Origin of the sequence: Pseudomonas sp. GL93 (assembly GCF_003408955.1) — a bacterium.
In the GTDB taxonomy this organism is placed as follows: Bacteria; Pseudomonadota; Gammaproteobacteria; order Pseudomonadales; family Pseudomonadaceae; genus Aquipseudomonas; species Aquipseudomonas paracarnis.
Map to the genome: position 1 here is coordinate 88,699 of NZ_NKRF01000135.1, position 15,364 is coordinate 104,062.

Genomic DNA, 15,364 nt, shown 5'->3' on the forward strand with positions numbered 1-15,364 from the left:
CTTTTTCTTGAGTTTTACCGAGATGTTTCTTGGTGGTTGACGGGTGGTCATTCCGGTCGCAGCGACTGACTGATTGTTTCCAGTAGCTGGATCAGCTCCGTCACAGCCTCGACGGTTTCATCGGATATCACGCCTTCAGCGCAGATGTCTTCGACCTCATTGCAGTGGTCGAGCAGCCTTGCGTGATTGAGCATGTATGCCGTGCCCTTGAGCTTGTGTGAGATGCGTTTGATTTGAGCCAGGTCCCCTGTATCAAGGGCCTGCTTCAAGGCCAGGGATTCATCGGTATTACTCGCGGCCACCTGCTCGGACAAGTCTTGGCGGATGTTGTTCATCGCTGAGGAGGCTTGGTTGAGGTTCTCGGCGTCGATGTCGAGCATGGGAATCCAGCGGTTCAGCACAGCCAGCGTGATCGGCTTGGCCAGTGAGTGATCCATACCCGAGGCCAGAGCGCGCTCATGCGCTTCGGGCTGGGCGTCGGCCGTCAGCCCAATGATCAAACATGGGCGGATACCTTGAGCTTGCTCCATTGCGCGGATGTTTCTGGTCATCTCGTGGCCGCTCAGCTCTGGCATGTTACTGTCGGTGATCACAACATCGACAGCGTGCTCTTGCCACATTGCCAAGCCTTCCAGGCCGTTACTGGCGGTCAGCGCGCGGTGCCCCAGATAGGAGATCTGCTGGTAGAGCAAATACTGGCTAGGTAGATGATCTTCGATGATCAACACGGTCAGTGGCTCATCACTGTCGGCTTTCACGGGCTTGCAGGCATTGTCTTCACAGACTGCGCGCTCTGAGCTGACGCGCTCGAGTTCGACACTGAACGTTATGCGGGTCCCGGCCCCCGGGGTGCTTTGGGCTTCCAGGCTTGCGCCCATTAATTCGCTGATTTCCTTGCAAATTGCCAGGCCCAGGCCTGCGCCGGCATTAGGGTCGCTGACGGCCGCGTTCGTCACAAAGAATGGTTTGAAAATTTGATCGATTTGCTCGGCAGGAATGCCTGCGCCGGTATCGGTAACGCTGATCTGAAAGTGCAGGCGTGTATCGCTCGTTGGGTTTACCTGGCAGCGAACCTCGACACTTCCACGCTCAGTGAACTTGATTGCGTTGCTTAAAAGATTGGACAAGATTTGCTTGATTTTCAGCCCGTCGACCCAAACCAATTCCGCCGACAGCGGGGCGATATCCAGCCGCAGATGTAACTGCTTCTGCCGCGCCAAGCCTGAGAACACATGGCTTGTCGACTCCAGAAGCGTTTTGATCCGGTTAGGCTCTGGAACTAAGCTGATTTTTCCAGATTCAATCCGCGATATGTCGAGAATGTCACCAATGAGGGCCAGCAAACCGGTAGCTGACTCGTACGCGATGTGTACGGACTGTGTGTTTAACTCGGCTTTGTTTTTGCGAGTAAGCACCAGTTCCAGCATGCCAATGATCGCATTGAGAGGCGTGCGAATTTCATGGCTCATGGTGGCCAGGAACACTGATTTACTTCGGCTGGCCGTCTCAGCCGCTTCCTTGGCTACCTGCAGTTCATCCAGCAATATCTGCCGTTGCTTCAAGTCCTGGCGTTTGTGCAGAATGCGGCGGCGCTGCGTCACGATCCACAACCCGGCGATCAGTAGCAGTGCGCCCAGAATTTCAAACGATCGCCAGATGTAAGCGGCTATCCCCTCCCAGTATTTTTCATCAGTTGCCGAGTTGGCACGCCAGCGACCGTGAATCTGCACGAACTCCCGCGGGGGGATTTCAGCCATCACTCTATCGACTATAGAAATCAGCTGTGAATGATGTTCGGAAGTAGCAAACACAACGCTAGCGTTGGGAATATTAACAATGCCTCCAACTTTCAGGCTGCTCTCGAATTTGTACGAAAGGTAGTAGCGTATGACGCTCGCGGGAGCGAGGACGATATCCACGTCGCCATCACGAGCAAGCTTGAAGGCTTCACCCAATGTGTCGGTTTCCTGGATACGTACATGGGGGTATTGTCGGGCGAGGATCGGGGACAAAAGATAGCCTTTCGCCACAGCCACTGTTGCCATGCTTTGGTCATTCAGGACTGTCTGGTGGTCCTTGCGCGTGGCAAAAAGGTAAGCATTAGCCCCCGCCGGGCGGCTGCGCAGGTACCGCAAAGGTGCGTGACTGGCCTCTGTGAGAATGCCGAGGTCTGCCTCGCCATTCGCCAGCAGGGCATCAACCTCACCCAATGAGCTCACACGGATGATCTGGAACTGAATGCCTGATTTGCGGCGAATAATTTCCAGCAAGTCAGAGGCAATTCCGTTCAAACGACCATCGCTGTCGAAAAAGGCGTAGGGTGCCAAATCCTCGCTGATTGCCAATTTCACAGTCTGGGTGGTGTCCAGCCAAGTGCGCTCGGAATCGGTAAGACGGGCGCGAAAATCGTACCCATCACATCGCTGGTTATCACCCCAGAAATATTGGGCGTCAGCCAGTTGGCAGCGCGTTAACCCGCCTAGTGCGCGTTCGAACAGGCCAGCCAGCATCTGGTTATCGGGGGCAATCGCAAAGCCGATTTTGATCTCTGGCTGCGGTGTGCGCTGGCTGACGCCTACTCTCGTGCTGAACAACTGGCTGGATAGAGAGTAGGTGGAGGCAGGATCGCCAAGGTAGGCGTCATTAGTGCCCGTCAGCACTGACGTCATTGCTGCCAACGATGAAGGGTATGAAGTGAATGTGCCTTGTCCTCCGCTGCTTTTGTACAGTGCAAGAGCAATATCATTGGCCACAGCGATTTTCAGGTCGGAACCCAGGGCGTTGTTTTCGTTACGGTCGCCATTTTCGGTAAAAAGGGTCAGGTGTGTCACTGCATAGGGGGGCGTCAAAAGCGCATCGGTACTCTTGGTATTCAGAATTGTCGCGTACGCAACCAGGTCGATTTTCCCCTCGCGCAGCGCGGAAAAGATTTCCTTACTCGAGTCGAACGGCCTGACCTCGATAGACACTCCCAACTCACGCTGCAGTGCCACGAGATAATCCGCTGTAAGTCCTTCAAAACTCGAGTGGTCGTTGATGATCCGGTAGGGCGGCAAGGATTCAGTGCTCACGCCGACGATCAATGCTTGCTTGTGCTTGAGCCAGGCCCGCTCTTGCTCGTTGAGCTGGATTTTCACGGCGTTAAGCGTTTGTCGCGCCTTAGGCTGAAGGTCACCGGTTTCGGCAAGAACCTGACTGTAAATCCCGAACATCAGCACAAAGAGGAGGGCACTAATTTGGGGAAATATCGTCTTCACGAACTCAGGCTCAGATGAGGTTATGTTGTTTGGCGATGTTAGCCAACTCCACTACCGAGGTGACGTTTAACTTCATGAGAATGTTGATTTTATGGCCGCTGATCGTTTTGGTACTGAGGTTGAGTTTCTGCGCAATATCGCGGTTGGAAAAACCTTCAGCCAGCAACCGCATCACATGCATTTCGCGATCTGTAAGATTTTCCAAGGCGCCAGTTTCCCCTGCTACAGAGGTCCCTGAAAAAAAAGGCATGACATCCCTTGGAAAGAGCACATAGCCGTCAGCGACCGTTTCGATCGCCTTGAGCAGTTGGACCATGGGCTCGCTCTTGCTGACAAACCCGCTGGCACCGGCCTGAAAGCAACGGCTGGCAAAGGTATCTTTGGTCTGTGATGTGTAGACGAGCACTCGGGTTTCAAGTTTTTCCCGCACGATACGTTTCAATATCGTCAGGCCGTCCACTTTTTCGAGGCCAATGTCGAGAATTACCACGTTTGGCTTCAACGACTCGATCAATTGGACGGCGTCGGCTCCATCGGAGGTCTCGCCTATTATCTCGAATCCGATGGACTCAAGGGCTACGCGAATACCGTGACGGACCATTGGGTGATCATCGACGATCAGTACTTTTTTTCTCATTTTTCAGTTGCTTAGCCTTATGGAATGCAGAAGGGGGATTCAGGAGTACACCGCGCTATTTCCATGCGACTCGGCACTGACCTGGTTGAGTATGGTTGAATTTTTTACGTCAACAGTCTGTTTATCTTAGTGAGCCATTATTGCAGACCCGGTATGCGCTCAGCTCCAGGTTTTGCGCTCAACAGAGGGGCGAAATTTCTTGCTGGAAATCGAGAAAGATCTTGCTTCTGTTGTGAGTAGTACGCTTTTTTGAAATCCAAGAAAAACCAAGGAAATGCCGAGATTTATCCCGTAGGCCCATCGACGACAACGGGATACTTTGGCGTTTTTCGAGGAGCGAGCAGTGCACACCGGATCGGGGAGAATTCTTATCGTCAGCAAGAATCCCAGCACGCTTTTTGCCTATGCCCGCACGCTCAATCATCTGGGGTATTTCTTGCTCTGCTTGTGCAACAACGTCAGTGAGGTGGTCGATGCTCTGGAAGCGGGCAAGCACTTTGAATACTTGGTGTATGACGCATTTGACCTGCCTAACGACGCAGAGAATTTGAAATTGTTTACCCGATACCGCGCGATCTTATCGGTTGTTGCGATTGCCGACGTAAATTCTCAACAGCGTCAAAACCTGATTCTCTGGGCGAAAGCTCATGACATTCCCCTTCGAGGGGTTCTGCAAACACCTCTGCGTCCGTTGGAGCTTTATGCGTTGATAGGATGTGGTCGCAATGGCTCATTGCTCAATTTACCACTGGGCGCCTGAAATTCTTATATTTGATCAAGAGGAAGTTATGACGCTTGCAATGGCTGGTTTGGATGACGCAACGCCGATGGATGACACGTTACCGTTTCAAAAAACAGCACGGAGCCGACGGTCCTTCCGTGGTTTTTTAAACACCCCTGTACCTGATCACATCCTTCAAGAGGTTCTGAAAGACGCCCAGTGCGCGCCTTCCAACTGCAATACCCAGCCGTGGAACGTGCATATAGTCAGTGGCCAGAAATTAGTAGAGCTGTCGCAGGTTCTTCACGCGAAAAATGCAGCTGGCGAATTCACTCCTGACTTTTCATTCGATATGGACGCTTTCTACGGCATTTATGCGGATCGCAAGAACGCGCAGGGCAAAGCCTATTACGAGGCGATGAACATCCCGCGCGAGGATGAGGCGAGGCACCGTCAAGCAACAGCCTTGAATTTTTCCTTTTTCAACGCACCCCAGGCGGTCTTTTTATTTATGCCGGTTTTTGGTGACAGTGTCCGGACGGCCGGAGATATTGGTATGTATGGTCAAACCTTTCTCTTATCGCTTGCTGCTCGGGGCTTAGGCGGTATCCCGCAAACCTCCCTCGGTTTTTTCGCAAAGTCGATCAGGGAGGTGCTCGGCATTTCTGACGAAATGAAAATGCTGTTTGGAATGTCGTTTGGTTACCCGGATGAGAGTGCACCCGGCAATCAGGCACCTACTGATCGTGCGCCAATCACCGACAGCGTTACCTTCCATCGCTGAGGAATCGTATTTTTCAACTCTTTCAGTGGGTATGTGACGCAGATTTAAAAAACATGAAATGTAATGGCGAGATCATGTAGAAAATTTTCTGCGTTCAACGGCGCTGTACTGCTCATCCCGGGTGACTGGAAGTAACCAGCACGCGGGATGCCACAGACAGCACAGAGCTCCCAGAACCTGAGCGTTGCCCGGTCTGCGCTGTGGGCAGGCCTTTAGTGGCATATCCTCCGGCCGCAAGCTACCTCGGTATTCCACGTCTTCTTGATCGCGCCAGTCCATGCGCCAGGACTGCTTGTAAATGCGGGTCACCCAGAAGCCGGCTCGGAAATTTCCTACATGATTCCGCTTGGTCGCCCCTTACCGTTCATCAGAGGACCATTCTAAGAGCCTGGGTTTAAAACGCCCGATAAAAACGTGCACAAGACTGGTGATTTCTCCTCATAACCATAAAAACAAATGAGTACCGGCAATGCATAATCAGATTGACAGTTTTCGCGTGGCGCTCGACGCCCGTCCCGTGTCGTCTTACCAGTGGTGGATTCTTTTACTTCTCACATTGTTGATGGTGACTGACGGCTACGACGCCCACGTGCTGGCTTATGTGGTACCGGTGTTGGCTCAGGAGTGGGGGGTGGAGAAAGCGGCGTTCGGGCCAGTGTTCAGTGCCAACTTGTTGGGACTGACCGTGGGGGCGCTAGCGATAACGCCACTGGCAGATCGGTTTGGCGTGCGGCGAATTCTGCTGGCCAGCGTGGTGATCTACGCGACCCTCACGGCGTTGACGGTATTCGTCAATTCGCTGAGCAGCCTGATGGTCGCACGTTTTATCTGTGGTATCGGCATGGGCGGGGCGATGCCCTGCGCGATGGCGTTGATGTCTGATTATTCTCCGCCTCGCCTGCGCACCATGATGGTGACGATGGCAGCCTGTGGGTTCTCCTTTGGTGGTGCGGCGGGTGGTTTTGTCGCCGCTGGCTTCATTAGCAGCTTTGGTTGGCATTCGGTGTTTATTGCCGGAGCGTTAGCGCCTGTGTTGCTGTTACCTTTTCTGCTCAAATACCTCCCCGAGTCGCTGCCACGTCTGTTGCGTGACCAGCCACCTTATATACGTCTACGCAAAATCACTGCGCGTTTAGTGCCGGACTGGCAGCCTCCGGTCGCATCAGTTGCGCAAAATGAGCCAGAACAAGGCAGTAGGCTCACGGTGATTGAGTTGTTTCGGCATGGTTATGCGCGTCCGACTCTGCTGATCTGGTCAACATTTTTCGTTAGCCTGATTCTGGTGTATTTCATGATCAGTTGGTTACCTTCACTGTTGCTTGAGAGTGGCATGAAGTTGAGTGAGGCAAACCTGGTGACTTCGGTATTCCTGTTCGCCGGTACCTTCGGGGCGGTCTGTCTGGCTTGGCTCGCCGATCGCTTGCAACACAAGGTGCGTCTGTTCTCGGCCGTGTTTGTCAGTGGTGCGGTATGCACCATTATGCTCGGCCTGCACCATGAAAACCCGCGTTACCTGTGGGGCTTGGCTTTCGTCGCTGGTTTTTTCATCATTGGCGGTCAACTGGCGCTCAACGCTTTTACCAACAACTTCTATCCGTCCCACGTACGTGCCACCGGAGCAGGCTGGGCGCTGGGTATTGGTCGCTTTGGTTCAATCTTGGGTCCGCTGTTCGGCGCCATGTTGTTGGCGATGCATATTCCAGTGCCGCAGATTTTCTTCTACTGCGCGATTCCTGCAGTCATTGCCGCCTGGTTGGTCATTCAGGTGCGTCTGCCAGCGCCAGTGCCCTCGGCAGATTCGGAGCGCTCTGACGGTGCGAATGTGACGCTTGATTTGTCAGCGTCAACGGCGAAGGCTCCTTAAGTGAGAAAACACGTAATGACGACACCGATCACTTGCATTGAAGATTTAAGATTGCTGGCAAAAAAGTCCTTAATGCTGGAGTTCGGAAGGTGTGTTCGCCGGCCCCTTACTGTTCAGCAGGGAAATACGGATAGTGCTTTGCGATTCCTGGCTATTTGATCGTTATGGGAGGCGGCAAAATCGTAGCCCGCAATGTGCTTCAAGCGGTCTTTCGATCAGCCAGTCACTAGAGGTTCCCTCCATGATCAGCACGGATGAATTGAGGCAGCTTGTACGTCCAGATGACGTTCACAAGCGTGTCTATACCGACCCCGAGATCTTGTCCCTGGAAATGCAGAGAGCCTACGGACAGGCCCGGGTCCATGTGGGCCGTGAAAGCCAGGTGCCGAAGGCCGGCGACTATCACGCCACCCAGCTTGGCGACCACAAAGTCATCATGGTGCGGGTCAATGACCAGAAGATCAGCGGGCTCTATTACCGCTGCCCGCATCGCGGAGCGAACCTGGTTGCCGAGGGTGATGGTTGGGAGGCGCGGCGAGTTCGATCGTCACCCTTTGCGACGGTTCGCCTGTTCACGCCAGGAGTAGTTCCGAACGTTTAGAACCTCTCGCCCCCGTGAATGATTACCTTCTTGAAAATCGTAAAAGGGAACGCCTTCATGAACGTCATTCTGAAAGAATCGCTTATTGCAGGTTTGATCGGCGGAATCATTTCGGCCGTCATATCTTTTTTGGTGAATCAGAATTCACCGCTGCCTCTCTCTTCCCTGGAGAACTCGATAGGGCATGCCATTACCGGACTTATAAGCGGTTTGATCAGTGCCTTCATGGGTGTGTTCATGCTCCTTCGTAAAATAAGCAAATCGACGACCAAGTAAGTCCCTTACAGATCATCCATGTGCCAAAGGACCGGCGATGTTACCTATTGGATCGATGACGAAAGACATCCAACCTAAAGGAAAGCTGGCTCATGAATACCAAGCTAAAGATCGCAATGCTGTGCTATCCAGATATGACATTGCTGGACTTGCTGGGACCGGAAACGGTATTCAGCAAGTTTGCCGACATCTATCTCGTCTGGAAGACACTAGAGCCCGTACAAACCGACACAAACCTGTCGATCAACCCCAATTGCACACTGGCCGACTGCCCCAGCGATCTCGATATCGTGTTTGTACCGGGTGGCGCGGGTACCGGTCGCATGATGCGGGACGCCGAGATACTGTCTTTCATCCGGGAAAAAGGCCGCTCCAGCCGCTACATCACATCGGTGTGTACCGGGTCACTGATCCTGGCCGCAGCCGGACTTCTGACGGGCGTCAAGGCGACGACTCATTGGTCAGCGCGTGATGAGCTTGGCAGGCTGGGTGCAATAGTGGTCAAGGAACGTGTCGTCTTTGACGGTAATCGGATCACGGGCGGCGGGATTACTTCGGGTATCGATTTCGGCCTGAAGGTCGTGGCGACATTGATTGGCGAAGATGTTGCCAAGGGCATGACGCTGTTTCTTGAGTACGATCCAGCCCCACCTTTTACATCGGGTACACCGGAGCAGGCCGACGACGAGATACTCTCCATGCTGCTGCCTCATCTCGCGCCAATCACGGATGGGATTGCGGCTGCGACGAATGAAGTATGCCGTAGAAACAAGCGACTGCTCCACGCCATCTGAATACGAGTGCGAGCCAGCATCAAGTGCTTTATTTGGCTCAGATCCCCTATTAATAAATAGTGAGGAGGGGGGGGCCGCGTCTGGCACTCGATGGCATATTGTTCGAGATCGAGGCCGTCGCAGTCGTTGCCTGATAAGTTCCGGCGTGGTTTGTGTGGAAGCTAAGGCGTTGCACACTTGTGCAATGCCGACGTGGTGCTTGGCAGCTCGCCGAACCTATCCTTGTAGTACGCCGAAAACCGACCCAGAGGCCCGAAACCAACCGCCAGCGCGATGTCGGTAATGCTGTTGGGCGAGTGGGCGATAATTTTGCGGCGGGCTTCGTCCAGGCGGATATTGCGTAGCCAGGCCATGGGGCCTACGCCGAACTCCTTTTTGCAGAAGGTGTGCAGTGTGCGTGAACTGATTCCGGCTGCGCGAGCCAGGTCTTGCAGTGAGATTGGCGCCCACAAATGAGCAAGGCTGTACTGGCGCGCCGCGTCGAGTGCCGAGCGCTTCGTTGACGGAGGCTGTGACGCATGGCTCGCCGGCGTGTCAGGCTGTTTGTGTGTATGGGTTAAAAGGAGCAGGGCCAACCCAATCTCCAGATACTCCAGCCAGGCGGGGTGGCAATGGCCGAAACCGTCGCCGTGCCCTGGGTTTATCTGGTCGACGAGCGACTGAACAAGGCTGCACCATTGCGCAGCCACGTGACTGTCCAGCAGTACCACGGGCTCCAGATCTACCCCCTCGTTCAGTTCCGTAAGCGGTGTATGAAGCCGCGAAGCAGCATCTCTGGCAAAAGCGGACGGCACCCGCAGAATGAGTTGCTCGCAGTTTTCGCTCCAGCGAAAGCTGATTTCCCGTCGCGGTGCAAGAACGGCGACCTGACCAGGGCCTATGGAGGTGGTTGCCCCGTCACTTTTGATGACCGAGCGTCCCCGCAAGGGTACCTGGACCAGAATGAAACCATCGCACGGATCGGGCCGGATCTCAACGGCCGGCCCATAGCGAAGAATCATCAGCCTCAGGTGCCGGGTATCGATGCTGTACAGCGCGGAGTCCACTTCACCAGGCCCCCAGCGCATTACGTGATTGCTGAGTGCCTGACGCAGGTACGCCTGAAAGTCCGCCGCACTGCGCGACTGAAAGACCAGGTTGCGGTACATGGGGGATAAATCGAGTGTCTGGAAGTAGCTGTTCATCAATGACGCTCACGGCAGCAAGAGAAGATGTTGCGTCTTCTTATAAATGTCACATCGAAAAGTTCTGGCGCTATCGACGTTTCAACGCATGAAAAATATAGCCAGATCAAGGTCACATTATCTGTAGGGCAGGGAGGCTCGCTCCATGCCCTTTTCATGGGTTTGAGGCGGAGCGTTGGCGCGGCATCCGGGTCAGGCGCAAGGCGTTGAGTACTACCGTCAACGAGCTGATGGACATGCCGATTGCGGCCCAAATGGGCGTGATCCAACCCAGGGCGGCGAACGGTAGCATGAGGCCGTTATACAGCGCCCCCCACAGCAGGTTCTCAATGATTATCCGACGTGTGCGCCGTGCCAGGCTGAAGGCTTGCACCAACGCATCCAGGCGGTTGGACAGCAGCACCGCGTCGGCGCTGGTCTTGGCCAGGTCGGTGGCCGAGCCCATGGCCACGCTGATATCCGCAGCGGCCAGCACCGGAACATCGTTGACCCCGTCGCCGAGCATCAGCACTTTGCGGCCTTGGCGATGCAATTGTTGCAGCACTTGCAGTTTGTCATTCGGGCTCAGGCCGCCGCGGGCCTCGTCAATACCCAGTTCGGTGGCGACGCTGGCAACCATTGGCGAGCTGTCGCCCGACAGCAGCAGCGTGGTCCAGCCACGCGCCTTGCAGGCGGCAAGCAGCGCGGGGGCGTCGCTGCGCAGGTGGTCGTCAAGGACCAACCAGGCCAGCGGCCCTTGGCTATCGCCCAGCAGCAGCCATTGGCCGGCTTCATCCGGCATTGGCGGGACTGCACAGGCGCTCAGGTCACACACGAACGCTGGCTGGCCGATGCGCAGGTGTTGCTCGCCCACCCGGCCCTCCAGACCCAACCCAGGTATGTTCAGCACGTGTTCGGCAGCCAGCGCCGCACGGCCGAAGGCTCGGGCGATGGGGTGTTCGGAGCGGTTCTCCAGGGCTGCGGCCAGGCTCAGGCATTGCTGACTGTCGAGATCGCCCAAGGGGTGAATCGCACGCAAGGTCAAGCGGCCCTCGGTGAGTGTGCCGGTCTTGTCGAAAATCACCGTGTCGATCTGATTCAAGCCTTCGAGTACATGGCCGCGAGTCAGCAGCAGGCCGAGTTTGTGCAGGGTGCCGGTGGCGGCAGTCAATGCGGTCGGTGTGGCCAGGGACAGCGCACAGGGGCAGGTGGCGACGAGCATTGCCAGGACGATCCAGAAGGCCCGTGAGGCGTCCAGTTGCCACCAGAGCAAGCCAATGGCGGCCGCAGCGATCAGCGAGAACAGCAGGAACCATTGGGCGGCGCGATCGGCGATTTCGGCCAGGCGTGGTTTTTCTGTCTGGGCTCGCTCCAGCAGGTGGACGATCGCGGACAGGCGAGTGTCCTGGCCCAGGGCCAGGACTTGCAAGGTCAGCGTGCCATCGACGTTGAGGGTGCCGGCGGTAACCACGTCGCCCGGGCTGCGCGGTTGCGGCAGGTATTCGCCGGTGAGCAGGGATTCATCGATGCTCGACTGGCCTTCGAGGATCTTGCCGTCCGCCGGGAGGATGGCGCCGGGATGCACCAGTACCTTATCGCCCAGGCGCAGTTCGCTGAGCAGGATGCGTTGGCTCTGGCCGTCGGCGTCCAGGCGCAGGCACGAGGCCGGCAGCAGATTCACCAGTCGCGCGGTGGCGGCCGCCGTACGCTCGCGGGCTCGGCGTTCCAGGTAGCGTCCGGCAAGCAAGAACAAGGCGAACATGCCCACGGCATCGAAGTACAACTCGCCGACTCCGGTAATCGCAGTCCAGATCCCGGCGATATAGGCGATGCCTATCGCCAGAGACACCGAGACGTCCATGGTCAGGTGGCGGGTGCGCAGGTCACGCAGGGCGCCTTTGAAGAATGGCGCGCAGCTGTAGAAAACGATGGGTGTGGTGAGAAACAACGCTACCCAGCGCAAGATGGTGTGCAACTCGGGGCTCAAATCCAAATTGAATTCCGGCCAGGTCGCCATGGTTGCCATCATTGCCTGGAACCATAGCAGCCCGGCAACACCCAGCTGACGCAGGGCCAGGCGATTTTCGCTGGCCAGTTGTTCGGACGCATGATCGGCCTGATAGGGGTACGCGGCGTAGCCGATCTGTCTGATCTCGTTAAGCACCTGGCTCAGGGGTAGCTGCTGGTCATCCCAACGCACATTCAAGCGATGGTTGGACAAGTTCAGTCGTGCTTCAGCCACCGCCGGCAGAGCGCGCAGGTGTTTTTCGATCAGCCAGCCGCAAGCGGCGCAGTTGATGCCTTCGATCATCAGGAGGGTTGTGGCCAGCTCGCCCTCATGCTGGACGAAGTGTTGCTGTACATCTACCCGGTCGTATAGCACTTGCTCATCCGGCAACTGCTTTGGCAACGTTTCGGGGTTGGTCGAGGCTTCACTACGGTGGCCGTAGTAACCCTCCAGATTATTGGCAGCAATGGCTTGGGCCACGGCCTGACAACTCGCGCAACAGAACGCGCGGGTTGTGCCCAGGACGACAGCGGTATAGGGGCTGCCGGCAGGCACGGGCAGGGTGCAGTGGTAGCAAGGAATTGGCGTGCTCATTGCGGTCTCCTGTCCTCGGGCGGGTCGCATCACTCCAAGCCAGCGGCATCTCGCTGCTGCGCGTTGAGGGACGGTGCTTCACCATGGATGGAGTTCACCCATACCAGCAGCAAGTCCCCCGGTAAGGCTGCTTGGAAAACGCTGGCGGGGCGAACGCTGTAACGCTAAGAGAGAAATGGGCCAGGTTGAATAGGGAATTCCCCTGCTCATCGTCGGCTGTTGATTCAACTCTTGGCGATACCGGGATGGGGTTATTGCGTCGGTGTAACTGACAAGGCTTTCTATGATCTCCTGCAGGCAGGTTAGAGGCGTAAAAAAGCCGCTTCGCGAAGTGGAGCACATCGATGCGAGCGGCCATGAGATAACTCAAAGGAGGAACCGCGAAAATACATGGGGGGATGAGCCAACTTATGTAGGAAATTTCCTAGGGCTTTGCTCAAGTTGGAGTTGGTCAATGCGCCGCCATAGAAACCGCGCCGCAAAAAAGCCACCGAGCGGAATAAAGGCCAATGCAAGGGCGCCCAGCAGTTTGGTGGGTTTCCATTTTTCGCTGGCGGCGACGCTGATCGCCAGCCAGCAATAAGTCAAGAATGCCAAGCCATGCAATGGACCGACGACTTGCACTGCCGCCGGGTACCCAAAGAAATGTTTGAGCGGCACGGCGACGGTCAGCAGGATGAGCAGGCTGCTGCCTTCTACGCAGGCGGCATACCGCAATGGCCGTAGCGAATCAGAGGCGCGGACAGGTAAGTCGGTCATCGGGATGGGTATCTATGAAGGGTAGACGGTCGAGTATGGCGACCTTGCAGTGCCGAGCCAATTGGCTAAAATGCCAATTACCGAAGGATTCGAGCCAAATCGGACAGCCAAATGTCAATTCACGTTGCTGCGCATAAAATTGCTGTGCTTGCTTTCGATGGCGTGGTGCCGTTCGACCTGACCATACCTCTGGAAGCGTTTGGGCGTGCCCGCCGCGAGACTGGCGAGCTGGTCTATGAGGTGTTGGTCTGCGGCCCCTCGCGCATGATCAAGTCCGCGCACTTTGACATGCGTGTGAGGTGGGGGTTGAGCGAGCTGGCCAATGTCGACACGATCATTGTGCCCGGCGCGTTGGATTTCACCGCACTTCTGCCAAACAACCTGCTGGATGCATTGAGTGACGCCGCCGCAGCCGGCACCCGGGTGGCTTCGATCTGCACGGGGGCGTTCATCCTGGCGGAATGCGGGTTGCTGGATGGGTTGCGGGTCACCACGCATTGGTCCGCAGCGCCGTTGTTGGCCAGCCGATATCCACATGTCACCGTCGACCCCAACGTTCTGTTTATCGATAACGGCCAGGTACTGACCTCTGCCGGTGCATCCGCTGGCCTGGATTTATGCCTGCACATGATCCGGCGCGACCATGGCGCTCAGATTGCGGCTGATGTGGCGCGCCATGCGGTCATGCCGTTGGAACGTGCCGGGGGGCAGGCCCAGTTCATCGTTCACCAGCCTCCCGAATCAACCGGGATGCTGCAACACCTGCAAGCGTGGGTTGAGCAGCATCTGGACCAGCCTTTGACGCTTGAGCAACTGGCGGGCAGGGCGTCGGTCAGCACCCGAACGCTGAGCCGCCGCTTCCGCGAACAACTGGGTGTTACCCCGCTGCAGTGGCTACTACAGGCGCGGGTGCGACGGGCGCAATACATCCTGGAAACCACCCATTTGTCCGTGGAGCAGGTGGCACTGCGCACCGGGTTTGGCTCCTCGACGTCGTTGCGAGAGCACTTCCGACGGCTGCTGGGCACAAGCCCGGTTGCTTATCGGAACGCCTTTTCAAGCGCTCGGCCGTGATAGCCCGGGCTGGCAAGTCGGGTGTTGTAGCTCAATCGTGTTGGCGGCCAATCACACGTTCTATGGCGTCTTTGGTTTCGAGCAACGCGGCTTGAAAACGTTCGGCATGCACCTTTGCCCGCGAGGCCGGTGCCACGACAGTGATTGAGAAATTGCCCAGGTAGGTGCGGATGATGGTCGCGTAGGAGCAAATACCTTCGATGTACTCTTCCGTTTCCTGGGCGATGCCGCTGACACGGATCTGTTCCAATTCTGCCAGCAGGTCCTTTTTGTTCAGCGTGGTGCTTGTCAGCGCCGGCAGCTGTTTTGGCAGGATCGCTTCGAGGTCCTGAGGTGACAGTTCGGCCAGGAGTATCTTGCCGCTGGACGTTGCAAATGAGGGGGGGTTGATACCGATTGGAAAGACAATGCGCAATTCCCGTTCAGCCACCACTCTATCGATCACATACACCTTGTCGCCGATCAAGGACGACAACGTAACCGACTCGTTCAACAACTGGCCAAGCTCGATCAGATAGGGTTGAACCGACGAAATGATGTCGGTCTGGGTCTGGTTGATTAGCAAGCCCAGTGCGGTCCCCAGCCGAAAGCCGCCCTGCGGGCCGATCGACTCAACCAGGCGTTCTTCTTCCAGGGCGGTGATGATCCGTTGCACCGTTGAGCGCGGCAGGTCGACGGCTTGCGCAATCGCCGCATGGCTCAAGCCCTTCGGGTTGTTTCCCAGTGCACGCATGATGGCGGCCGCCCGCGCAATGACCTGAATGCCACCATTTTTTTCCTGCTTGAGTGTCTCGTCGCTCATGTCGTATTCGCTCGCCTTTTTGCCGAACGC

The 15,364-nt window shown here is 56.2% G+C and carries 13 protein-coding genes; 7 read left to right on the top strand and 6 right to left on the bottom strand.

Annotation, left to right across the window (positions count from 1 at the left end):
- Positions 1–47: 47 nt before the first annotated feature.
- Together CER19_RS28065 and CER19_RS28070 are read right to left on the bottom strand one after the other, a co-directional pair.
- Complete coding sequence (locus tag CER19_RS28065; RefSeq protein WP_256660570.1) at positions 48–3,257, bottom strand: ATP-binding protein; 3,210 nt, start codon at positions 3,255–3,257, stop codon at positions 48–50.
- 10 nt (positions 3,258–3,267) lie between these two features.
- Entirely contained in the window at positions 3,268–3,894 is a 627-nt protein-coding gene (locus CER19_RS28070) for a response regulator transcription factor (RefSeq protein WP_116668750.1), read from the bottom strand.
- A 343-nt stretch (positions 3,895–4,237) separates the two neighbouring features.
- Here CER19_RS28070 and CER19_RS28075 point away from each other — a divergent pair, with 343 nt between their 5' ends.
- From CER19_RS28075 to CER19_RS28100, 6 genes are all read left to right on the top strand, one after another.
- Positions 4,238–4,654, top strand: a complete 417-nt coding sequence (locus tag CER19_RS28075) for a hypothetical protein (protein WP_116668751.1) — start codon at positions 4,238–4,240, stop codon at positions 4,652–4,654.
- Positions 4,655–4,682: 28 nt separating this feature from the next.
- Positions 4,683–5,399, top strand: coding sequence for a nitroreductase (locus CER19_RS28080; protein WP_256660571.1), 717 nt, complete (start codon positions 4,683–4,685; stop codon positions 5,397–5,399).
- 469 nt (positions 5,400–5,868) lie between these two features.
- Positions 5,869–7,263 (top strand): aromatic acid/H+ symport family MFS transporter, encoded by a 1,395-nt coding sequence (locus CER19_RS28085; RefSeq protein WP_116668752.1) that lies wholly within the window; start codon positions 5,869–5,871, stop codon positions 7,261–7,263.
- Positions 7,264–7,504: 241 nt separating this feature from the next.
- Positions 7,505–7,864 carry a Rieske 2Fe-2S domain-containing protein gene (locus CER19_RS28090; RefSeq protein WP_116668753.1) on the top strand — a complete coding sequence of 120 codons (360 nt, stop codon included), beginning with the start codon at positions 7,505–7,507 and terminating at the stop codon, positions 7,862–7,864.
- A gap of 57 nt (positions 7,865–7,921) precedes the next feature.
- Positions 7,922–8,140, top strand: coding sequence for a hypothetical protein (locus CER19_RS28095; protein ID WP_116668793.1), 219 nt, complete (start codon positions 7,922–7,924; stop codon positions 8,138–8,140).
- Positions 8,141–8,232: 92 nt separating this feature from the next.
- On the top strand, positions 8,233–8,934 hold the full coding sequence (locus CER19_RS28100) for a DJ-1/PfpI family protein (RefSeq protein WP_116668754.1): 702 nt from the start codon (positions 8,233–8,235) through the stop codon (positions 8,932–8,934).
- Positions 8,935–9,095: 161 nt separating this feature from the next.
- Here CER19_RS28100 and CER19_RS28105 read toward each other — a convergent pair whose 3' ends face one another.
- The 3 genes from CER19_RS28105 to CER19_RS28115 all read right to left on the bottom strand — a co-directional run bounded on the left by CER19_RS28105 (position 9,096) and on the right by CER19_RS28115 (position 13,458).
- Complete coding sequence (locus CER19_RS28105) at positions 9,096–10,118, bottom strand: AraC family transcriptional regulator (RefSeq protein ID WP_116668755.1); 1,023 nt, start codon at positions 10,116–10,118, stop codon at positions 9,096–9,098.
- A gap of 154 nt (positions 10,119–10,272) precedes the next feature.
- Positions 10,273–12,699, bottom strand: a complete 2,427-nt coding sequence (locus tag CER19_RS28110; protein ID WP_116668756.1) for a heavy metal translocating P-type ATPase — start codon at positions 12,697–12,699, stop codon at positions 10,273–10,275.
- 408 nt (positions 12,700–13,107) lie between these two features.
- Positions 13,108–13,458 carry a DUF3817 domain-containing protein gene (locus tag CER19_RS28115; protein ID WP_116668757.1) on the bottom strand — a complete coding sequence of 117 codons (351 nt, stop codon included), beginning with the start codon at positions 13,456–13,458 and terminating at the stop codon, positions 13,108–13,110.
- Positions 13,459–13,569: 111 nt separating this feature from the next.
- On the opposite strand from CER19_RS28115, the gene CER19_RS28120 reads away from it, so the two are divergent.
- Positions 13,570–14,532: a GlxA family transcriptional regulator gene (locus CER19_RS28120; protein WP_116668758.1), complete on the top strand. Its 963-nt coding sequence runs from the start codon at positions 13,570–13,572 to the stop codon at positions 14,530–14,532.
- 31 nt (positions 14,533–14,563) lie between these two features.
- Here CER19_RS28120 and CER19_RS28125 read toward each other — a convergent pair whose 3' ends face one another.
- The gene (locus CER19_RS28125; protein WP_116668759.1) at positions 14,564–15,334 is read right to left on the bottom strand and encodes an IclR family transcriptional regulator; all 771 of its coding nucleotides are present in this window, start codon (positions 15,332–15,334) and stop codon (positions 14,564–14,566) included.
- Positions 15,335–15,364 lie beyond the last annotated feature (30 nt).

Excerpts from the sequence above, each read along its gene's own strand:
- CER19_RS28120 (WP_116668758.1), top strand. The coding sequence starts at position 13,570 with ATGTCAATTCACGTTGCTGCGCATAAAATTGCTGTGCTTGCTTTCGAT.
- CER19_RS28125 (WP_116668759.1), bottom strand. The coding sequence starts at position 15,334 with ATGAGCGACGAGACACTCAAGCAGGAAAAAAATGGTGGCATTCAGGTC.
- CER19_RS28115 (WP_116668757.1), bottom strand. The coding sequence starts at position 13,458 with ATGACCGACTTACCTGTCCGCGCCTCTGATTCGCTACGGCCATTGCGG.
- CER19_RS28100 (WP_116668754.1), top strand. The coding sequence starts at position 8,233 with ATGAATACCAAGCTAAAGATCGCAATGCTGTGCTATCCAGATATGACA.
- CER19_RS28070 (WP_116668750.1), bottom strand. The coding sequence starts at position 3,894 with ATGAGAAAAAAAGTACTGATCGTCGATGATCACCCAATGGTCCGTCAC.
- CER19_RS28080 (WP_256660571.1), top strand. The coding sequence starts at position 4,683 with ATGACGCTTGCAATGGCTGGTTTGGATGACGCAACGCCGATGGATGAC.
- CER19_RS28085 (WP_116668752.1), top strand. The coding sequence starts at position 5,869 with ATGCATAATCAGATTGACAGTTTTCGCGTGGCGCTCGACGCCCGTCCC.
- CER19_RS28110 (WP_116668756.1), bottom strand. The coding sequence starts at position 12,699 with ATGAGCACGCCAATTCCTTGCTACCACTGCACCCTGCCCGTGCCTGCC.
- CER19_RS28105 (WP_116668755.1), bottom strand. The coding sequence starts at position 10,118 with ATGAACAGCTACTTCCAGACACTCGATTTATCCCCCATGTACCGCAAC.
- CER19_RS28095 (WP_116668793.1), top strand. The coding sequence starts at position 7,922 with ATGAACGTCATTCTGAAAGAATCGCTTATTGCAGGTTTGATCGGCGGA.
- CER19_RS28090 (WP_116668753.1), top strand. The coding sequence starts at position 7,505 with ATGATCAGCACGGATGAATTGAGGCAGCTTGTACGTCCAGATGACGTT.